Raw genomic sequence first — 18,595 nt, 5'->3', positions numbered from 1 at the left:
TTCGGCATCATGCTCTAGGGCGGCACGTTGGGATGAACGCGGCAATGGCGATGACGACGGCGGAAGCAAAAGTGGCGGCCAGGCAAAAGGTCGCCAGCCTTGCGTTCTGGTCGATCGTCGTCGCCTGCGTCGTGCTCGCCCTCAAGGTTGTCGCCTGGTACATCACCGGTTCGGTCGCGCTCTATTCGGACGCGGCGGAATCGATCGTCAACGTCATCGCTTCGGCCGCCGCCTTCTGGGCGATCCAGGTGAGCTACAAGCCCGCCGATCAGGACCATCCTTTCGGCCACCACAAGGCCGAATATTTCTCGGCCGTGCTCGAAGGGGTGCTGATCGTCGTCGCGGCGTTGCTGATCCTCAACGAGGTCTGGCGGTCCTGGCAGCATCCGACCCCGCTCGAACAGCCTTGGGAGGGCCTTGCCGTAAACGGCGTGGCGACGGTCATCAACGCGATCTGGGCCTGGATGCTGATCCGCACCGGCCGCAACGCGAAGTCGCCGGCCCTCGTCGCCGACGGCCAGCACATCATGACCGACGTGGTGACCTCGATCGGCGTGTTCGGCGGCCTTGTCGGCGCAATTCTCACTGGATGGCAGATCCTCGATCCAGCGCTCGCCGTCATCGTCGCGCTCAACATCCTGTGGCAGGGCTGGCACGTCATCGGCTCGTCGATGAACGGCCTGATGGACCGCGCCGTCGAAAATCAGGAACACATGCAGATCCGCGATATCATCTCGGCCAATTCGAAGGGCGCGCTGGAGGTGCATGACCTCAAGACGCGCATAGCCGGCCGCGCCACCTTCATCGAATTCCACCTCGTCGTCGACGCCGACATGTCTGTCGGCGCCAGCCATGTCATCTGCGACCGCATCGAGGACGCGCTGAAGGCCGAAATCCCCTCGGTTCGCGTCACCATCCATGTCGAGCCGGACGACGAGGCGAAGCTGCCGAAAGGCACCACGGCGGTGCCTTTCGCGTAGTCAATGCGCGAAGGTCTGTCGAGATTCTGGTCAGGCCGAGTCGAGAACGGTGGCTTCCGAGAACCGGAGCGGAGCGTACTTGAAGTACGTGAGCACCGAAAGCGCAGGAAGCCGCCGTTCGCAGGCCGGCATCACCTGAATATCGCCAGACCTTAAGGTGCGCAGGCCGACTGAGGCAACGGCTGCAGCCGGTAGACCTTGTCGTCGGACTTGGTCTTGCCATGCGCTCCCTTCGAGCAGAGATCGACGACCGCGACCGCATTGTTGGGGTTGGCGATCATCATCGTGCCGTTGGCTCCGCGCTTGAGGAAAATCTCCTTCTGCGAGATGTCGCAGGAAAAATCGCTCATCTTCGAGCTGGCCGAACAGCGCCACTGGTCGGCCTCGCCCTGGCAGGAATAGGTCTGCGTGACCTTGGCGCCCTTCTGCCTTGTCGTCACCGAAACGGCGATGTCCGCCCCGTCCGGCCAGTTCGCGGTGTCCCCGCCTGCCGCGAAGGAAGCGAGCTCGACCGGTCCGCGGAAGACGCGGATCGATCGCGTCAGCTGGTTGGGATGCGTCTTCAGATGCGCATCGTCGTAGTCGCGCCCGAAGCAGAAGGGCTGGTCGGGCTTCAGTCGCACGCGCAGCGGATCGCCCAACGCCGGGTCGATCGGGTCGATGCGCGCGAACTCCGCCTTGCAGGTATCGGCCGGCATCGGATCGAGCTTGAAATTGTCGTCCTCGCTGCCCAGCGCCTGTCTGTTGTACTCCGCTTTGCCGAGCGACTCCGCCGCATCCGGGTCGAGATAGATGTCGGGGGAGAGGCCTGACAGGATGAGCTTGCCCTTGTCGTCGACCTTCAGCGATGAAAGCGTTCGGTCGCAGTCCATGCCGCAGCGGATGCCGCTCGACGGATCGCTCGGGTCGTTCTTGTTGCACCAGCTGCTCGCCCATTCCGGCTTCTTGGCGTCGCGCACCATGGTGGTGAGGAAGCCGTTATAGGAATTATCCTGGTTGGCGGCGGGTTCCTCGTTCGGCCGGCTGACCGGGTCATGGCCATAGAAGAAGAAAATGCGCGCCACTTTCTGGTGCGGATGCGCCTTGAGATGGGCGGCATCGTAGACGCGGCCGAAGCAGGCGTCGGCGCCGTTGGGGCTGAGTTCCTTGAGGCTGAGAGCACTATCGGCGCGCGCCGCGCCGGCAAAAGCGGCAAGGGCAGCGCAAAGCAGCGCGCCCGCCATGGTCCTCGCTACCATGGTCCACGATGTCATGTGATCCTCCTCCCACCGACAGGACTGGCATATGCTAGTCTAGGAGTGCCACCCGGACCATGCAAAATTGCGCGAGGGCGAGGTAAGGAGGATACGATGCTGCGCCGTGACATTTTTCGGGCCGGCCTTGCCGGCGCCTCCGGACTTTTCGGCCTGACTCGAGCCAACGCGGCGACCACTGAGGAAAGGCTGAAAGTCGCCTATCACCTCAGCGACGCGGACAAGGTCAACTTCGTCCTCGGCAACATCAAGAACCACTATGAAGGCACCGCCGGCAATGTCGACATCGTGCTTGTGGTGCATGGTCCGGCTCTGGCCGCCTTCAAATCCAAGGGCGCTTCCGGTGCTGTTTCCAGCCGCTTTGCCGGCCTCGTCCAGCAGGGGCTCGTCCCGCAGGCCTGCGGCAACACCCTGCACGGCATGGATATCACGGTGACCGACCTGCTGTCGGGCTTCCAGCTTGCCGAGAAGGGCGGCGTCGTGAAACTGGCTGAGCTGCAGGGCCAGGGCTATGTCTATCTCAGGCCCTGAATGCGCCCGGACTTGAACGGCAGGCCGGCAATGGCCTACGAAAGACGGCAACCCGGAGACCAGCTTAAATGGCGACGCTTGACATCCCCGATCTTGCCGGCAAGGCGGTGCTGGTCACCGGCGCCTCGACCGGCATAGGTGCAGCACTTGCCCGTGCGTACGCGTCGCAGAGATGCCGCGTCGCGCTGCACTACAATGCGAGCCGCGCGCCAGCCGCAACCGTGGCCGAATCCATCCGCGACGATGGCGGCGAGGTGTTTCTGGTCCAGGGCGACTTTTCGATAGCCGCCGACGTCGAGCGTGTGGTCGAAGAGAGCGCAAAACATTTCGGCCGGCTCGATGGTCTCGTCAACAATGCCGGCGGCATGCTCGGCCGGGTCGCCTATGCCGACCAGGACGAAGCGCAATACGATGCCGTGATGGACCTCAACGCCCGCTCGGTGCTGACCGCCTCGCGCAAGGCGATACCGTGGCTGAAGCGCCAGGGCGGCTTCATCATCAACACCACCTCGATCGCCGCCCGCAACGGCGCCGGCGGCGGCGCCGGCCTCTATGGCTCGTCCAAAGCCTTCGTCTCCAACGTGACGCGCGGCATGGCCAAGGAGCTCATCGGCTTCGGCATCCGCGTCAACGCGGTCGCGCCCGGCACCATCCTGACGCCGTTCCACGAACGCTATTCGAGCGCGGAGCAGATCAAGGCCATGGTCGCCACCATTCCGCAGGGCCGGGCTGGAACGGCCGAGGATTGCGTCGGCGCCTATCTGTTCCTGTCGTCCGATCTGTTGAGCGGTTACATCATCGGCCAGGTGATCGAGGTGAATGGCGGCCAGTTGATGCCGTGAGCTGGCGATTGCATACTTGGTGCAGCGCGCAACCTGGAGGGAGATCAAGGCATGTACGGACTGATCGGCAAGATGCGGGCGGCGCGCGGCCAGCGTGATGCGGTCATGGACGTGTTGCGCGAAAGCACCGCCGCGCTCCCCGGCTGCCTGAGCTACATCATCGCCACCGATCCGGCCGACGCCGATGCCATCTGGGTCACTGAGGTGTGGACAGACCAGGCGAGCCACAAGGCCTCGCTGCAGCTGCCGGAAGTCCAGGCTGCGATCGCCAGGGCACGTCCTTTCATGGCCGGCTTCGAATTCCAGATCGAGACCCGTCCTGTCGGCGGCTTCGGCCTCCCCGCGTCCGAAAAGGCTGGCTGATCTCCCGGAAAACTCAACATGGCTGAGCAGGGTCGCGGCTCTCGGCAACATCGCTGTTAGCGGCAGATCTCAGGGACAATTTCCGATCACTTGCAATGTGCAAATAGATAGACTAAGTTCAATGGACTAAGTCTGGTTGGAGCGATCAGCGATGCAGACGGTAAACATCCACAACGCGAAGACTAATCTTTCGCGCCTGGTCGACCGGGCCGCGCAAGGTGAACCGTTCATTATCGCCAAGGCAGGCAAACCCTTGGTCAAGGTCGTCCCCATTGATCAGCCCGCCGCGACACAAATGAAACGGCTTGGCTTCATGGCTGGCCAGTTTTCCGTACCCGACGATTTCGATCGCATGGGTGACGATGAGATCGAGCAGTTGTTCGGCATGAACAAGTGAAGCTGTTGTTCGACACCCATCTGCTGCTGTGGGCAGCCGGCGAACCTGACCGGCTGCCACTTTCGGCAGTTGCCGAGATCGAGAACGCATCAAACGAGCTGCTGTTCAGTCCTGCTAACCTTTGGGAAGTCGCTATAAAACGTGGACTTGGGAGAGACGGCTTTACCGTGGATCCGCGTTTGCTGCGGCGAGGCCTTCTCGACAATGGCTATAAAGAGTTACCCATCACCAGTGAGCATGCCGCGGCCATCGACGGGCTTCCCCCCATCCACAAGGACCCCTTCGATCGAATTCTTATTACTCAGGCGATCGTAGAAGGCATCACCTTGCTGACCGTAGACGATCTTGTTGCCCGCTACCCCGGCCCCGTCCGAAAGCTTTGACCAGGACCCGACAAAGACGAGAGTCCGCCAAGGTATGCGGGAGTATGGTTTTCCGGCACCCCGGGGTTCGCATTTTCCCGGCTCCGGGTCTAAGACCAAAAGATGGATTCCTCACCGCAGCAACCATCGCCGGACCAAGCGCCCGTTGAGCGCATGGCGCGCCTGCGCCCGCCGCGGCAGTGGCTGGTCCTGCTGCTCTTTTCCCTCCTCTTCGCCGGCGCGCTGGAACTCGCCGCCCTGCCAGCGGCGCTGCTGATCGGTCCGATGCTTGCCGCGATCCTGGCCGGCACCAATGGAGCCACCGTGCGCGTGCCGCGCCCGCTGTTCGGCTCGGCCCAGGCTATCGTCGGCTGTTTGGTCGCCAGCTCGATCTCCGCCGACATCTTTCCGGTGTTCTATGCCGAATGGCCGCTTTTCCTCGCCGTGGTGGTCGCGACCGTCGCCGCCTCGAGCCTGCTCGGCTGGCTGATCAGCCGCTGGCGCATCCTGCCCGGCACCACGGCGGTCTGGGGCTCTTCGCCCGGCGCCGCCACCGCCATGGTGCTGATGGCCGGCGCTTTCGGCGCTGATCAGCGCCTCGTCGCCTTCATGCAATATCTGCGCGTCATCTTCGTCTCGATGACAGCCGCGCTCGTCGCCAAGATGTGGGTCGACACATCCGGGGTCGAAGTGCCGCCTATCGTCTGGTTTCCGCCGATTGATCCCGTTGCCTTTGCCGCCACCATCGGCATCGCGGTCGTGGGCGGCCTGATCGGAAAGCTGGTCAGGCTGCCCTCACCGTTTTTTCTCGGTACCTTCATCTTCGGCGCGGTGATCCATCTCGGCCTTGGCGAGCCGATGCAATTGCCGCCCTGGCTGCTGGCGATCAGCTACGCCATGGTCGGCTGGTCGATCGGGCTGAATTTCACGAAGGCCATCCTGCGCCACGCGGCGCGCGCCCTGCCGCAGATCATCGGTTCGATCGTGGCGCTGATCGCCTTTTGCGGCGGCATGGCCTTCGTCATCAGCCGCCTGCTCGGCATCGACCCGCTGACCGCCTATCTGGCGACCAGCCCCGGCGGCATGGACAGCGTTGCCATCATCGCCGCCGCGGCGCAGAACGTCGACATCTCCTTCGTCATGGCGCTGCAATCGGCGCGCTTCCTCGTCGTCCTGCTCATTGGGCCAAGCGTAGCCAAACTGGTGGCGCGAAACGTCACGGCCTGATCCGGTCTATCCAATGCAAGGGAGCGGAGGAGAAGTGCCCATGCAACGCCGTCCGAATGCCGTCGATCTTTCCGGCCGCGTCGCCGTGGTGACGGGCGGCGCGCAAGGCATCGGCCTTGCGGTCGTCAGGCGCCTGCTATCGTCGGGCGCCGCCGTCGCCATATGGGACGTCGACCAGGCTGCAATGAGCAAAGCTGCCGCCGAGCTCGCTTCGCTCGGCCGCGTTGAGGCCATCCTCTGCGACCAGTCGCAGATCGAGGCCGTCGAGCGCGCGGCCGCCGAGACTGAACTGACGCTCGGTCCCGTCAATCTCCTCGTCAACAATGCCGGCATTGCCGGGCCGGCGGCGACCGTCGTGGATTACGACCCCGCCGCGTGGCGGCAGATCATCGATATCGACCTCAACGGCGTCTTCTACTGCTGCAAGCGCCTGGTACCCGGCATGGTGGCGCGCAACTATGGCCGCATCGTCAACATCTCCTCGGTGGCCGGCAAGGAAGGCAATCCGAATGCCGCCGCCTATTCGGCCGCCAAGGCCGGGGTGCTGGCGCTGACCAAGTCGCTCGGCAAGGAGCTCGCTGGACACGACATCGCCGTCAACGCGCTCACACCCTCGCCCGCCCGCACCCGCATTCTCGAGCAGCTCAACGAGGCGCAGGTCGCCTATATGCTCGGCAAGGTGCCGCGCGGTCGTTTCGTCGAGGTAGAGGAGGCCGCCGCCATGATCGTCTTCATGCTGTCCGACGAGAACTCCTTCACCACCGGCGCGACGTTCGATCTTTCCGGCGGACGCACGACCTATTGACCGCAAACTCCGATCTCAGCTGATGATCAGGCTCGCGATGTGGTCGCCTTCCAGCGTGAAGGCCATGTCGCCCTCGCCGTTGAAGCCATTGCCGGTCACGGCGACGCGGGCGTGGTAGACGCCGTCGCGCTGCGTGACGCGGACGATGCGAAGATTGGATCGCACGCCGATATTGTCCGAAAGGTTCCAGCTGGCGATGCCGTCGCGGCCACGGAAATCGCGGCCCCAGTCGCTGAGGAACGCAACGTCCGTGAATGTGTCGAGAAATGCCGCGGTGTCGCCCGCGTTGGTGGCATCGACAAAGCGGCGAATGGGATCGGGCGTGGCAGTCATGGGCTGAACCCTAAAGCTGCGTCGAGATTCAGGTCAGGCCGGGTCGAGAACGGCGGCTTCCGAGAACCGGCGCGGAGCGTACTTCATGTATGTGAGCACCGGAAGCGCAGGAAGCCGCCGCTCGCAGGCCGGCATCACCTGAATATCGGCACAGCTTAGTCGAGCCGCTTCATCAGATCGTCATCCAGCCACCGCCCGAAGAAATAGACCAGCTGCTTGTGCCACCACGGCCAGTCATGGCTGACGTCGCCGCCCCAATAGTCGACCCAGGCGGGAATGGACTTGTCGCGCAGCACCTGCTCCAGCTCGCGCGTTTCGACGAGCATGCGCTCTTCCCAGGCGCCCTGGCCGCAGCAGAAGATCAGCCGCAGCGCCCGCAGCCGTCCGAGCAGCTTCTGGTCGACGATACCGGGCAGATAATCGAGCGGCGAATTGAAGTAGATGTTGCCTTCCAACGCCCGGCCGAAGAAGTCGCGGGCCGAATAGACGCCGGAGAGAGAGATCACGCCGCTCGCCAGTTCCGGAAAGCGGAACACGAAATTCGACGAGTGGTAGCCGCCCATCGAGCAGCCGCAGAACAGAGGCTTGAGAACGCGTCCACCATTGGCCTTGGCGGCAATCGCCTGCAGCTCCGGCAGCGCCTCTTCGCGCACATAGCGGAAATAGGCTTCGTGGCGGGCAATGCGATGCGCGCCATCGGCATGCTTGTTGAAGAAGGATTCCGAATCGATGCCGTCCAGCGTGAAGAGCTGGATACGGCCGGTGTCGATGAAGTCGGCAAGCGCTGCGACCCCGCCCGAATCCTCGAACTGGTAGAACCGCCCCTGCGAGGTCGGGAACACCACCACCGGGCGCCCGGCATGGCCGTAGCGTTTGTATTCCATGTCGCGGCCGAGATTGCGGGCATGGCCCTTGTGATAGGAGACGTCCATCGGCTCAGGCCTTTTCCGCGTGGATATAGTCGACCGCCTGGCGCAGCGCCTTCCGATCCTTCGAACGCATCTGGTAGGCGTAATTGCCCATGGCGCGGCTGAAAACCTCTTCGATGGCCTGATGATGGACGATCTTGTCGCCGTGGGCGGCTAGCACGTCCGCATGGCTGTGCAAATAGTCGATGTGGCGTTTGCGGCTGGCATAGGCGGTGAAATACTTGCCCTTGTAAGGGCCGCCGGCGGCGTCCTTGACCACCATGTCGGCCCATGCGGCATAGACGTCGATATCGAACGTGTAGTTGATGGCATCGGTCATCCAGGCGCCGGGCGGGCGCATGTTGACCTCGAGCGCAATGACGCGATTGTCCTTGGTTTCGAACAGCTCGATATGGAAGAAGCGCTCGCGCACGTCGAACGCCTTGAGGATCTTGCGTCCCGCCTCCTCCACTGCCGGCGTGATTTCCGGAAAGCAGGTGTAGCTCATGTGGCGGTCCTTGTTGACCGCATCCATGATGCTCTGGTCGTAACGGTGGCTGGCCGCCAGCACCACCTCGCCGTCGCGGTTGACCAGCCCGTCGAAGGTCACCACCAGCCCCTCGATGAACTGCTCCATGACGAAGGTCACGCCCTCCGGCTTGTCCCGGAAGAACTGGTCGAGCTCCTTGGCGTTGGAGATCTTGAAGGTGTTGGAGGCGCCGGAGCCGGAATCCGGCTTGACCACCACCGGGTAGCCGACGCGGCGGATGAAGGTCATGGCGCCTGCGCGGTCGGAGCATTTGCGCTGCGGAATGGTCTCGACGCCACTCTTGCGGAAGAAGGCCCGCATACGGCTCTTGCGTTTGAGGTTCTTCACGAAATCGAGCTTGGTGCCGAAGATGTTGAAGTCGGTGCGGATGTTGGCCTCGAGCTCCAGCCAATGCTCGTTGAGCGACTCGAAGCGGTCGATTCGGCCCCATTTGTGGATGAAGTGCCCCATCGCGCGGAACACCAGGTCGTAATTCTCCATGTCCGCGACCCGGTAATATTCCGAGAGCGACACCTTGAGCTTGCCGCTCAGGCTCTCGAAGGGCGCATCGCCGATGCCGAGCACAGTCGCCCCGGCCTTCTTCAGCCGGTCGCAAAACTCGGCGCCATTGGCTGGAAAATGCGGCGAGAAGAACACGAAATTCATGGATGACCCCCTCCCCGGCTGCTGCCGTCGATCGCCAAGTCTGGCGCATTTGCGGCGCGCGGGGAAGAGCGCCTGCATTGGGGATGATATTCAAGCAATTCCGGCCCGGCTTGCCTACGAGGGGTCGCTCCTGTAAGAGAGCCGTCATGACAACGCGCGTCCGCACCGTCGCTTCCGCTCGCACCGGCTTTGCCGGCGAGACCGCGCGCGCGCTCGCTTCGACGCTGCTTCTTCTCGGCCTTATCGGCGATCGCCGGGTTCGCTGAAGGAGCGCCCGGCGGTCGATACCCGCCGCTTAAGGCGCAGGCTCCTTGGCAAAGTCATATCAAGCGAACGAAATTCTGGTAGAGGCGACGCTCGCCACCAATCCGCCCAAGGCGATCATGCGAGCCGCCGGGAGACATGACGATGAACGCACGAGAAGAAATCCACGCCGGCGAGGCTGAAGCCGAGAAGCGCGCGGCCGGCCACATGCCGGATGCAGCACGCAAATACCAGTCCTACCCGACAGTCGGCCTGACCGACCGCACCTGGCCGAACAAGGTAATCGAGAAAGCGCCGGTCTGGTGCTCGGTCGACCTGCGCGACGGCAACCAGGCGCTGATCGACCCGATGGGCCACGAGCGCAAGGCGCGCATGTTCGCGCTGTTGCTCGACATGGGCTTCAAGGAGATCGAGATCGGCTTCCCCTCGGCCTCGCAGACGGATTTCGACTTTGCCCGCTGGTGCATCGAGGAAGGCGGCGTGCCCCGCGACGTGTCGCTCCAGGTGCTTGTGCAATGCCGGCCCGAGCTGATCACGCGGACTTTCGAGGCGCTGAAGGGTGCGCACCGCCCGATCGTGCATTTCTACAATTCGACCAGCGAATTGCAGCGCCGCGTCGTCTTCGAAAAGGACGTCGCCGGCATCAAGCGCATCGCCACCGATGCCGCCAAGATGATCACCGACATGGCGGCCAAGGTCGGCGGCGGCTACCGCTTCGAATATTCGCCAGAAAGCTTCACCGGCACCGAGCTCGACGTCGCGCTGGAGATTTGCAACGCCGTCACCGAGATCGTGAAGCCGACGGCCGACAACAAGCTGATCATCAACCTGCCATCGACGGTCGAGATGTCGACACCCAACGTCTATGCCGACCGCATCGAATGGATGTGCCGCAACCTCGACAACCGTGAGAACCTGATCATCTCGCTGCATCCGCACAATGACCGCGGCACCGGCATCGCCACCACCGAGCTCGGCCTGATGGCCGGCGCCGATCGCGTCGAGGGCACGCTGTTCGGCAATGGCGAGCGTACCGGCAATGTCGACATCGTCACGCTGGCGCTCAACATGTTCACCCAGGGCGTCAATCCCGAACTCGACTGCTCCGACATCAATCGGATGAAGGACGTCTACGAGTATTCGAACCAGCTGAAGATCCCGGAACGCCATCCTTATGTCGGCGAGCTGGTCTACACGGCTTTCTCCGGCTCGCACCAGGATGCCATCAACAAGGGCATGAAGGCGCTGAAGAAGGCCAACACGCCGATCTGGGAGGTGCCTTATCTGCCGATCGACCCGGCCGATGTCGGCCGCACCTACGAGGCGATCATCCGCATCAATTCGCAGTCGGGCAAGGGCGGCATCGCTTATGTGCTGCAGGCCGATTACGGCCTCAATCTGCCGCGCAACCTGCAGATCGAGTTCAGCCAGGCGATACAGGCGATCACCGATGCTGAAGGCAAGGAAGTGCCGGCCAAGCGCATTCATGATCGCTTCCTCGAAACCTATGTCGACCAGCCCGGCGCGCGGCTGAAGTTCCTCGACCACCGCACCTATCCGGACACCGAGGTGAAGGGCCGGCGCATGGTCGAGGCCGATATCCTCGACAACGGCAAGGAAGTGACCATCACCGGCTCGGGCACCGGCCCGATCGACGGCTTTGTCGATGCGCTCTCGCGCCATGTCGGCGTCGACATGTCGGTGCTCGACTATTCGGAGCATTCCCTGCAGCGCGGCTCCAACGCCTCGGCGATCTCTTACGTCGAGATGGAGTATCCGGGCGGCAAGCTGTTCGGCGCCGGCATCAACACCAACATCGTCGCCGCCTCGCTGGAGGCAGTCGTTTCGGCCGCTAACCGTATCCTTGGCCGCAAGGCCGGCTGACCGGTCGGGCTCTTGAACACGGCGCGTCCGCAAGGCGCGCCGTGTGGCAAAACTGACGCAATTTCCCTGTAGTCAGTTAACCGGCGGGGGAATTTCCGGTGGCTTACGCGATCGCATAACAAGAAGCATCCTTGTGTGCCGGCGCGGGCGCTATATGATCGCGCCCTAACCTGTGCCGTTCGGAAGGATCGACACTTGGAGCCTGCCCCGCCTGCCGCCCCCGCAGTGCGCGAGACATTGGAGCGACTGCTTGCCAGCGAAACGTTCGGACGATCCGAGCGTGCACGCAGGCTTTTACGCTATCTAGTCGAACGCGAGCAGGCCGGCGAGGCGGACAGGCTGAAGGGCGTTTCCATCGCCATGGACGTCTTCGGCAAGGACGGCGATTTCGACGCCTCCACCGACGCCGTGGTCAGGGTCCAGGCCGGGCGGCTGCGCGAGCTTCTGGAGCAGTATTTCGCCAATGAAGGCATCGCCGAACCGGTGCGCATCGCGATCCCGCGCGGCGGTTATGTTCCCTCTTATGAGCTGAACGCGATCCGGCTGCCCGGCGATGCCAAATCCGCGTCCGGCAACATCGCGCAGCGGCCCGACGTGTTGGCCGAAGCAGCTCCGGCCGCGGCCGAACGTCCAGACCTCCATGCGCCTGGCGAGCCAGTTGCGCCGGCGGCGCCTGCCCAGTCGCTCACGCGACAACTGCGGTTCTTCTGGGCCGCCATGGTTCTGGTCATCGTCATGCTCGGCGTGCTCATCGTGCGTCAGAGCAATGCCTTCATCGACGGCAACGACACGGCCTCGACGGCCGAAGCGGCGGGCGCGACCGGCACCGCGGCCCAGCCGATATTCGACTCCCTGCCGCTGATCTACATTGCCGTGAAAGCCGATGGAGCGGAGGCGGCTCGCGTCGCGTCGTCGCTGCGCGCCGGCCTTGCCGGTTTCGACACCATCGACTTCATCGGGCGCGATGCGGATTCAACGCGCGATCAGTCCGCCGACCCGATCAGTTTCGTCTTCGATGTCGTTCCCGGGCCCGCCGCCGGCGACGTCACGGTCGAATTGCAGAGCGTTGCGACCGGACGGGTTCTCCTGTCGCGCAACCTGACATCGGCTGAAAGCGCGCCTGGCGTGGTCGAAAGCAACACCGCCAGCCTCCTGACCTCGACTGTTCCCGCTTCGGGCGCGATCTATAGTTACATTGACCAGAGCGACATCCGGACCAGCCAGATCGGATGCCTGGTGCTCGACGACCGCTATTATCTCGACATGAACGCCAAGACACACGAAGCTGCGTATCGGTGCCTTGAGAAACTCGTCAGCCAAGGCACCAAATCATCACTCGTCTATGCGGAACTGGCTTCGCTTCATATGGAAGCCGTCACTGCCCACTACGCCTATCCGCCGGATGCGACGTTCGAAAAGGCCATGTCGCTTGCCCACCGCGCCGTCCAGATGGGGCCGATGACCCCGCACGCGCATCGAGCCTTTGGCTATCTCAACTCGCGTCTCGGCAACACGGACGAAGCGATCCGCTGGATGCGCAAGGCCTATGAACTCAACCCGTACGATCTCGGCATGGCCGCCGCCTATGGTTACGGCCTGATCTTCGCCGGCAAATATGATGAGGGAACGCCGATCCTGAGCCATGCGGTCGAGGCCTTCAGCGGCCACCCGACCTGGTGGGACTATGGCCTGTTCGTCGGAGCCTTCATGCAGGGCGACATGAAAAAGGCCGCGGTCGCCAGCGAGTCGCTGCGCACGACGGCATCCAAGTCGCACTATCTGGCCGCGCGTCTGATCGGCGCCAGGATTTCGGGCCGCGACAAGCTGGCGAGCGAGCTTGCCAACCAGTTGACCGCCGAATTCCCGAAATTCGCCGCCGATCCGCGCGCGACATTCGTCGACCGCAAATACCCTGCCGACCTGACCGAGCGGCTGGTACAATCTTTGCGCGAAGCTGGAATAGGCAACCCGAGCTGACGGCAATTGCCCGGCGCTGCTGTTGCGGTGAGCCGGCCGGCCATCTGGCGGCCGACTTCGCCCTAAGCTTTGCAAAAACAAATGCTTATGACGATTGGAGTCGGCTTCGCTGGGTGCCGAACCGACGTGCCGCGCCTTTCTGAATGACGGCCGCAAAGGGGCGAAACGGTCGCGAAAATTTTACTGGCTATCGATCTGGCCGGGGAGCAATCCAGCCACAATTCGCAATTGCTGCTCCTGTTTCCCCGCTACCCTAGTCTTCATGCTTCCATCCCCTCATGCTGTCGAATGCGGCACAGGCACGAAAACGATCGTGCTTTTGCACGGCTTCGGTTCCTGCCTGGCGATCTGGCGCGACGTGGCCGCATCGCTTTTGCCGGGCATGAGAGTACTGGCCTATGATCTTCCCGGACATGGGCATTCGCTGGAATGCGAAGGCATGGGCGGCGCCAAGCAGGCCGCCCGAACGATCCTTGCGGACCTGGCCGCCCGTCAGCTGAACAAAATCCACCTCGTCGGCCATTCCATGGGCGGCGCTGTCGCGACCTTGATGGCGCTCGCCGATCCCGGCAGGATTGCCTCGCTGACGTTGCTGGCGCCCGGCGGCTTCGGTCCTGAAATCAACGCAGCCCTGCTGCGCCGTTATGCGGCAGCGGCCGGCAAGAAAGAGGTCCGCGCCTGCCTTGCCGCCATGTCGGGCCCGCGGAACGTGCCGCCGGACCATGTGGTGGACGCCCTTTGTCAAATGCGCAAGCGGCCGGGCCAGTTGCGGGCCCTTGTCGATATGGCGGCGGCAATGACCAGGGGTGACCGGCAAGGGGTCATTCCGAGCGCGCAACTGGATACGCTCGACATGCCGGTGATGGTTGTTTGGGGAGCGGAGGACCCGCTGCTGCCGGTCGAGCAGACCGAGGCTCTGCCGTCGCGTTTCCATCTGCACCATATCCTCGACGCGGGTCATATGCTGGTCGAGGAAGCCCCCGGCCTGGTTGCCGAGATCGTGCGCCGCAACACGCGCCGCCGTGGCAGGCGGCAACGACCGGTGTTCGGTGCGGCGGCAAGCTGACCGGCGCCATCATTCAGTGCATTTTGCCGGTGATTGTGTTAACCCGCTGTTAACCAACAGCGAGACAGCCGCCATGAAGGATGCAGGCGACAAAATCACCCCCGTCGAGCCGTCGCGAAAGCTTTCCGAAGCCATACGCGACATCAAGAACGCCTTCGCCGACCGCGATGACGTCGTCGTCGACATGCGCGAGGCGCACCGCATGCGGCTTGAGCTGCTGGCGAGCGAGCTTGCCCCGGTGTTTGCCGATGTCCCGGCCGACATGGACAGCTTCGACTTCGCTGTCTCGTCCGGCCTGCAGCCGCGGCTATGGATCGATGCGGTCAGCCACGTGGCCATGGGGCGCGACCGCCGCACCTACCGCTTCCTCAAGGATACGCGCGTCGGCCGTGTGGCGCTGGCCGAATCGACGGAGATGAAAGCCGTCGCCGATACGGTGACGCGCTACGTGGCGGAACGAGTCGTCGAGCGGCAGCGCATGATGGAGGGCGGCATCGAGAGCGCTGTTCCCGGCCTGCATCGTGCCGTGGTCCAGGAGGCGGAGCCGCCCATTCAATCCGAAACCCGCCGCAACGGCTGGACGAGCTTCTTTGCCGGTCTCGGCCTGATCGCCGCCGGCGCCGTTGTCGGCCTGGCGGTTTCGCTGGCCTTGTTCTGGGATCGCATCATGCAGATGAAGATCAGCTTCTGACGAGTTGGCGCCCATCTGCAGGAACCTCGAGGTCCATGGTCTGCAGGTCCGACGGCGGCATCGCCGGTCCGGTCAGCCCGCGCCGGATCAGGCGCAGGCGCCAGTTGCCTTTTTCGCCATCGATTTCGAACATGTTGTACTGCGCCGCCGGGTGCTTGCCACCGGGCGCCTGGCCGGCGGCGGCGACCCCGACCACGGGCACTTTGGCGCTGCGTGGGCCGATGGTGAACAACGACGGCAGATGCGAATGGCCATGCAGGACGAGTTCGGCGCCATGCCGGCGAATGACCTTGTGGAAACGGCCGATGCCGAACAGCCGCTTATGTTGCTGCACAGCGCCGCGCACCGGCGGGTGGTGGATCATGATTGCCCGGAACAGCCCTTGTCCGGCGGTATCATCGAGAACTTTGCCGAGTCGCTCGGCCTGCCCTTCCATGAAGAAGCCGTTGGCCATGAAGGGTGCGGTGGCGCGCGCCGTGGTGACGCCGATCAGCGCGACATTGCCGCGCACGCGCAGATACGGAAAGGAGTTGCGATCGACAGGGCTGTTGACGCCATCGCCCGTCATCCATGGAGCCCACGCCCGGCAGACCTTGTCGAAGGCGCCCGGCACATAGGCGTCATGATTGCCGGGAACCACGGAAACGTCATGCGGCGAGCCAAGCGTCTCCAGCCAGTGCTTCGCCATCTCGATCTCGCCGTCGAGCGCCAGGTTGACGAGGTCGCCGGTGATGGCGAGATGGTCGGGCGCACTGGCCTTGATGTCGGCGACGAGGCTGTCGATCACCGCGTCATGCATATGGCGGCGGCGGTTGCGCTGCCAGTTGACATAGCCCAGCACGCGCTTGGACGCGAGGTCGCGATAGGTTACATCGGGCAGTGGTCCCAGATGAGCATCGGAAATATGCGCGAGCCTGAACATGCTCCCTTCTTAAGCGACGCCGACAAGGCTTTCCACTCACCGTTCGCTGTTCGCCCAAGCAGGTTCCGCAAAAGTGTCCCGCGGTTTTGCGGCCAGAACCTGCGAAGAACAAGGAAGGCCAGGCAGATGTTGGTGGGACAACCCACGAACATCTGCTTGCGGATCGTTGCATGAACCGCCGCGCCGATCCGGAAGAGGCCTTCCGCCAGGCCGGCTGGCCGGGGCTGCGCGCGAGGCTTTTCCATTTTTATTTCCTGCTGCGCCGCCCGATGACGCTAGGCGTGCGTGGTCTGGTCTATGACCGTGCTTCCAACGCCGTCTTCCTCATCCGCCACACCTATGTTCCAGGCTGGCAATTGCCCGGCGGCGGGGTCGAGTCTGGCGAGACGCTCGAAGAAGCGCTGGCGCGCGAACTGGTTGAGGAAGGCAACATCACCTTGACAGCCCTGCCGGAGCTGAAATCGATGCATTTCAACCGCCGCTCCAGCAACCGCGACCATGTCGGCCTTTACCTGATCGAGGCATTCAATCAGACGGGGCCGAAACTGCCGGACCATGAGATCGCCGAGGCCGGCTTCTTCCCTATCGATCGTTTGCCGGAGGACACGACCCCGGCGACGCTGCGGCGGCTGGCAGAGATCTTTCAGAGCCGGCCTGTATCCGCATATTGGTAGGCTTGCTTTCTCCTTTGCGGAAACTCTATGCTCTACTTCAGGCGATTTTGGGCTCGGGATGAGACAATGAGAAACAGCGATGAACCTTCCGTAAACCTCTGGCCTTATGTTGGGTACTATACTTTAACGATGGTGGCGTTGACGGTTGCGCTTGGCGTATTGGTGGTCGTCACCCCAACCCTTTCAAAGGAGTTCGGTAAAGCCGCGGGGTTCGCCATAAGCTTCGGGTCCGCCAATGTCGCGCTATACAAGTTCGTCAGAAGAAACGGCCGGTTGTTCAATCGTCGGGAATATTGGACGATAGTTCTGCTCTCAACCCTGGCAGCTTTTTTGATTTCGGCGCCGCTGGGTTGGTTGGCCATCGCGGGTGAATCCAGATCGCGCGACCTGAGCAGCGTTCCTCCGGCCGTGTGGGTCGGAGGCGCTCTGTTCGCGTTCCTGCTCACGTTTGGCTTGAATGCCGCCTGGTACTCGAGCCGGTTTGGGAAGACTCTGCTGAAGGTCGAACTCGCCAGGCGAACCCGCACCGATACTGAGGCCTTCCGTTAGAGCAATTCCAGGAAAAAGTGTGAGCGGTTTTCCGTCCGGAATTGCGTCAAAAGAAAGAGATAGAGCAATTCCAGGAAAATCTCGTAACGGTTTTCCTGGAATTGCGTCAGAGCGAAGGGTTCTATCACATCTGAACCGGCTCGGATCAGGTCACGCCGCTTTCCTGAACCTGCCCCGATCATGCGCCGCCGCATAGTCGAGTTCCGGCCCCACCGGAACGATTCCCGTCGGATTGATCGATCTATGGCTGCCGTAATAATGCGCCTTGATGTGATGCAGGTTGACCGTGCCTGACACGCCCGGAACCTGATAGAGATCGCGCAGATAGTTGGACAGGTTCGGGTAGTCGGCAACACGGCGCAGATTGCATTTGAAATGGCCGACATAGACCGGATCGAAACGCACCAGCGTCGTGAACAGCCGCCAGTCCGCCTCGGTGATGTATTCACCGGTCAGGTAGCGCCGCCGCGACAACCGCTCCTCGATCGTATCGAGCGCTAAGAACAATTCGCCGAACGCTTCCTCGTAAGCCTCCTGCGTGGTGGCGAAGCCGGCGCGATAAACGCCGTTGTTGATCGCCGGGTAGACCAGCGCGTTGATCTTGTCGATCTCCGCACGCAGCGCCGTCGGATAGAAATCGAGGCCCGCCTCGCCCCATTCGTCGAAAGCGGTGTTGAGCATCCGGATGATCTCGGAGGACTCGTTGTTGACGATGGTCTCTTCCTGCTTGTCCCACAGCACCGGCACCGTAACGCGGCCTGAGTAGGCCGGGTCTGCCTTGGCATAGATCTGGTGCAGGAAATCGAGGCCGTAGAGCGTATCGCCGGTGGCGCCGTCCTCGGCTTTGAAGGTCCAGCCGTTTTCACCCATGAAGTGGTGCACCACGGACACCGAGATGACGCCCTCCAGCTTCTTCAGGGCGCGGAAGATCAGCGTGCGGTGCGCCCATGGGCAGGCGAGCGAGACATAAAGATGATAGCGGCCGGGCTCCGCCTTGAAGCCGCGCATGCGGCCCTGCGCCGGCTTGCCATCGCGCGTGATCCAGTCGCGCCATTGCGATTCTCTCCGTATGAACCGTCCGCCGCTGTCGGTGTCGAACGGGCGGTCCTGCCATTTGCCTTCAATCAGCAAACCCATGCGAAAAATCTCCCTGCGGTTCCAACTATATCTAGGCCAATGACCGGCCTGGCGAAGGTCCCGAGGCACTGAACAGTCCGTCAAACGGCGAACAGGTTCGTCAAAATGACGCAAGGAGGGCAAATAGCGGCGATTGCGGCGAAACAAAATTGGTGCTAGCGGAGGCGCCCATGTTCGACTTTGCCTCGATCCGGTTCGACCGACGACGAAAGGGCGCCCGCGCTTAACAGCGCTG

At 62.9% G+C, this 18,595-nt stretch carries 20 protein-coding genes; 14 read left to right on the top strand and 6 right to left on the bottom strand.

Annotated features, from left to right (window positions below; genetic code table 11):
• Positions 1 to 71: 71 nt before the first annotated feature.
• The gene (locus tag DPM33_RS21155) at positions 72 to 980 is read left to right on the top strand and encodes a cation diffusion facilitator family transporter (RefSeq protein ID WP_208648436.1); all 909 of its coding nucleotides are present in this window, start codon (positions 72 to 74) and stop codon (positions 978 to 980) included.
• Positions 981 to 1,132: 152 nt separating this feature from the next.
• Here the strand turns inward: DPM33_RS21155 and DPM33_RS21150 are convergent, their stop codons facing one another.
• A complete protein-coding gene (locus DPM33_RS21150) occupies positions 1,133 to 2,233 on the bottom strand; it encodes a hypothetical protein (protein WP_112099375.1) in 1,101 nt (366 codons plus the stop codon).
• 96 nt (positions 2,234 to 2,329) lie between these two features.
• Between DPM33_RS21150 and DPM33_RS21145 the strand changes: the two genes are divergently transcribed.
• The 7 genes from DPM33_RS21145 (at position 2,330) to DPM33_RS21115 (ending at position 6,760) form a co-directional block, all read left to right on the top strand.
• Positions 2,330 to 2,764: a DsrE family protein gene (locus tag DPM33_RS21145; protein WP_112099374.1), complete on the top strand. Its 435-nt coding sequence runs from the start codon at positions 2,330 to 2,332 to the stop codon at positions 2,762 to 2,764.
• A gap of 68 nt (positions 2,765 to 2,832) precedes the next feature.
• Entirely contained in the window at positions 2,833 to 3,606 is a 774-nt protein-coding gene (locus DPM33_RS21140) for an SDR family NAD(P)-dependent oxidoreductase (protein WP_112099373.1), read from the top strand.
• Positions 3,607 to 3,657: 51 nt separating this feature from the next.
• The gene (locus DPM33_RS21135) at positions 3,658 to 3,969 is read left to right on the top strand and encodes a putative quinol monooxygenase (RefSeq protein WP_112099372.1); all 312 of its coding nucleotides are present in this window, start codon (positions 3,658 to 3,660) and stop codon (positions 3,967 to 3,969) included.
• Between the two features lie 151 nt (positions 3,970 to 4,120).
• Positions 4,121 to 4,366, top strand: a complete 246-nt coding sequence (locus DPM33_RS21130; protein WP_112099371.1) for a type II toxin-antitoxin system Phd/YefM family antitoxin — start codon at positions 4,121 to 4,123, stop codon at positions 4,364 to 4,366.
• Positions 4,363 to 4,749, top strand: coding sequence for a type II toxin-antitoxin system VapC family toxin (locus DPM33_RS21125; RefSeq protein WP_112099370.1), 387 nt, complete (start codon positions 4,363 to 4,365; stop codon positions 4,747 to 4,749). Before DPM33_RS21130 ends, DPM33_RS21125 begins: the two co-directional genes overlap by 4 nt.
• A gap of 153 nt (positions 4,750 to 4,902) precedes the next feature.
• Positions 4,903 to 5,955: an AbrB family transcriptional regulator gene (locus DPM33_RS21120; protein WP_425373551.1), complete on the top strand. Its 1,053-nt coding sequence runs from the start codon at positions 4,903 to 4,905 to the stop codon at positions 5,953 to 5,955.
• 40 nt (positions 5,956 to 5,995) lie between these two features.
• Complete coding sequence (locus DPM33_RS21115) at positions 5,996 to 6,760, top strand: SDR family NAD(P)-dependent oxidoreductase (RefSeq protein ID WP_112099368.1); 765 nt, start codon at positions 5,996 to 5,998, stop codon at positions 6,758 to 6,760.
• 15 nt (positions 6,761 to 6,775) lie between these two features.
• Here the strand turns inward: DPM33_RS21115 and DPM33_RS21110 are convergent, their stop codons facing one another.
• The 3 genes from DPM33_RS21110 to DPM33_RS21100 all read right to left on the bottom strand — a co-directional run bounded on the left by DPM33_RS21110 (position 6,776) and on the right by DPM33_RS21100 (position 9,196).
• Positions 6,776 to 7,093: a nuclear transport factor 2-like protein gene (locus DPM33_RS21110; protein WP_112099367.1), complete on the bottom strand. Its 318-nt coding sequence runs from the start codon at positions 7,091 to 7,093 to the stop codon at positions 6,776 to 6,778.
• 155 nt (positions 7,094 to 7,248) lie between these two features.
• Positions 7,249 to 8,025: an esterase family protein gene (locus tag DPM33_RS21105; RefSeq protein ID WP_112099366.1), complete on the bottom strand. Its 777-nt coding sequence runs from the start codon at positions 8,023 to 8,025 to the stop codon at positions 7,249 to 7,251.
• A 4-nt stretch (positions 8,026 to 8,029) separates the two neighbouring features.
• Complete coding sequence (locus DPM33_RS21100) at positions 8,030 to 9,196, bottom strand: ATP-grasp domain-containing protein (protein ID WP_112099365.1); 1,167 nt, start codon at positions 9,194 to 9,196, stop codon at positions 8,030 to 8,032.
• A gap of 408 nt (positions 9,197 to 9,604) precedes the next feature.
• Between DPM33_RS21100 and leuA the strand changes: the two genes are divergently transcribed.
• The 4 genes from leuA (at position 9,605) to DPM33_RS21075 (ending at position 15,078) form a co-directional block, all read left to right on the top strand.
• Positions 9,605 to 11,344 carry a 2-isopropylmalate synthase gene (gene leuA, locus DPM33_RS21090; protein WP_112099363.1) on the top strand — a complete coding sequence of 580 codons (1,740 nt, stop codon included), beginning with the start codon at positions 9,605 to 9,607 and terminating at the stop codon, positions 11,342 to 11,344.
• A gap of 195 nt (positions 11,345 to 11,539) precedes the next feature.
• Entirely contained in the window at positions 11,540 to 13,321 is a 1,782-nt protein-coding gene (locus DPM33_RS21085) for a tetratricopeptide repeat protein (RefSeq protein ID WP_112099362.1), read from the top strand.
• A 262-nt stretch (positions 13,322 to 13,583) separates the two neighbouring features.
• Positions 13,584 to 14,387, top strand: a complete 804-nt coding sequence (locus DPM33_RS21080) for an alpha/beta fold hydrolase (RefSeq protein WP_112099361.1) — start codon at positions 13,584 to 13,586, stop codon at positions 14,385 to 14,387.
• Between the two features lie 73 nt (positions 14,388 to 14,460).
• Positions 14,461 to 15,078: a hypothetical protein gene (locus DPM33_RS21075; RefSeq protein ID WP_112099360.1), complete on the top strand. Its 618-nt coding sequence runs from the start codon at positions 14,461 to 14,463 to the stop codon at positions 15,076 to 15,078.
• On the opposite strand, the gene DPM33_RS21070 is transcribed toward DPM33_RS21075, so the two are convergent.
• Positions 15,068 to 16,000 (bottom strand): metallophosphoesterase family protein, encoded by a 933-nt coding sequence (locus DPM33_RS21070; protein WP_112099359.1) that lies wholly within the window; start codon positions 15,998 to 16,000, stop codon positions 15,068 to 15,070. The two genes, DPM33_RS21075 and DPM33_RS21070, sit on opposite strands and share 11 nt — an antisense overlap.
• A 170-nt stretch (positions 16,001 to 16,170) precedes the next feature.
• On the opposite strand from DPM33_RS21070, the gene DPM33_RS21065 reads away from it, so the two are divergent.
• Both DPM33_RS21065 and DPM33_RS21060 read left to right on the top strand, forming a co-directional pair.
• Positions 16,171 to 16,674, top strand: coding sequence for an NUDIX domain-containing protein (locus tag DPM33_RS21065; protein ID WP_112099358.1), 504 nt, complete (start codon positions 16,171 to 16,173; stop codon positions 16,672 to 16,674).
• A gap of 66 nt (positions 16,675 to 16,740) precedes the next feature.
• Positions 16,741 to 17,223, top strand: a complete 483-nt coding sequence (locus DPM33_RS21060; RefSeq protein ID WP_146770300.1) for an ABZJ_00895 family protein — start codon at positions 16,741 to 16,743, stop codon at positions 17,221 to 17,223.
• 150 nt (positions 17,224 to 17,373) lie between these two features.
• On the opposite strand, the gene DPM33_RS21055 is transcribed toward DPM33_RS21060, so the two are convergent.
• A complete protein-coding gene (locus DPM33_RS21055; RefSeq protein WP_112099356.1) occupies positions 17,374 to 18,360 on the bottom strand; it encodes a glutathione S-transferase family protein in 987 nt (328 codons plus the stop codon).
• Between the last annotated feature and the right edge of the window lie 235 nt (positions 18,361 to 18,595).

The organism is Mesorhizobium hawassense (assembly GCF_003289945.1).
In the GTDB taxonomy this organism is placed as follows: Bacteria; Pseudomonadota; Alphaproteobacteria; order Rhizobiales; family Rhizobiaceae; genus Mesorhizobium; species Mesorhizobium hawassense.
The sequence above is the reverse complement of the archived record's forward strand: the minus strand, read 5'-3'. Positions and strand labels throughout refer to the sequence as shown.

What these genes read in the sequence shown, in the direction of transcription:
- DPM33_RS21150 (WP_112099375.1), bottom strand. Translation starts at nt 2,233, where the DNA reads ATGACATCGTGGACCATGGTAGCGAGGACCATGGCGGGCGCGCTGCTT.
- DPM33_RS21145 (WP_112099374.1), top strand. Translation starts at nt 2,330, where the DNA reads ATGCTGCGCCGTGACATTTTTCGGGCCGGCCTTGCCGGCGCCTCCGGA.
- DPM33_RS21140 (WP_112099373.1), top strand. Translation starts at nt 2,833, where the DNA reads ATGGCGACGCTTGACATCCCCGATCTTGCCGGCAAGGCGGTGCTGGTC.
- DPM33_RS21135 (WP_112099372.1), top strand. Translation starts at nt 3,658, where the DNA reads ATGTACGGACTGATCGGCAAGATGCGGGCGGCGCGCGGCCAGCGTGAT.
- DPM33_RS21130 (WP_112099371.1), top strand. Translation starts at nt 4,121, where the DNA reads ATGCAGACGGTAAACATCCACAACGCGAAGACTAATCTTTCGCGCCTG.
- DPM33_RS21120 (WP_425373551.1), top strand. Translation starts at nt 4,903, where the DNA reads ATGGCGCGCCTGCGCCCGCCGCGGCAGTGGCTGGTCCTGCTGCTCTTT.
- DPM33_RS21115 (WP_112099368.1), top strand. Translation starts at nt 5,996, where the DNA reads ATGCAACGCCGTCCGAATGCCGTCGATCTTTCCGGCCGCGTCGCCGTG.
- DPM33_RS21110 (WP_112099367.1), bottom strand. Translation starts at nt 7,093, where the DNA reads ATGACTGCCACGCCCGATCCCATTCGCCGCTTTGTCGATGCCACCAAC.
- DPM33_RS21105 (WP_112099366.1), bottom strand. Translation starts at nt 8,025, where the DNA reads ATGGACGTCTCCTATCACAAGGGCCATGCCCGCAATCTCGGCCGCGAC.
- DPM33_RS21100 (WP_112099365.1), bottom strand. Translation starts at nt 9,196, where the DNA reads ATGAATTTCGTGTTCTTCTCGCCGCATTTTCCAGCCAATGGCGCCGAG.
- leuA (WP_112099363.1), top strand. Translation starts at nt 9,605, where the DNA reads ATGAACGCACGAGAAGAAATCCACGCCGGCGAGGCTGAAGCCGAGAAG.
- DPM33_RS21080 (WP_112099361.1), top strand. Translation starts at nt 13,584, where the DNA reads ATGCTTCCATCCCCTCATGCTGTCGAATGCGGCACAGGCACGAAAACG.
- DPM33_RS21075 (WP_112099360.1), top strand. Translation starts at nt 14,461, where the DNA reads ATGAAGGATGCAGGCGACAAAATCACCCCCGTCGAGCCGTCGCGAAAG.
- DPM33_RS21070 (WP_112099359.1), bottom strand. Translation starts at nt 16,000, where the DNA reads ATGTTCAGGCTCGCGCATATTTCCGATGCTCATCTGGGACCACTGCCC.
- DPM33_RS21065 (WP_112099358.1), top strand. Translation starts at nt 16,171, where the DNA reads ATGAACCGCCGCGCCGATCCGGAAGAGGCCTTCCGCCAGGCCGGCTGG.
- DPM33_RS21060 (WP_146770300.1), top strand. Translation starts at nt 16,741, where the DNA reads ATGAGAAACAGCGATGAACCTTCCGTAAACCTCTGGCCTTATGTTGGG.
- DPM33_RS21055 (WP_112099356.1), bottom strand. Translation starts at nt 18,360, where the DNA reads ATGGGTTTGCTGATTGAAGGCAAATGGCAGGACCGCCCGTTCGACACC.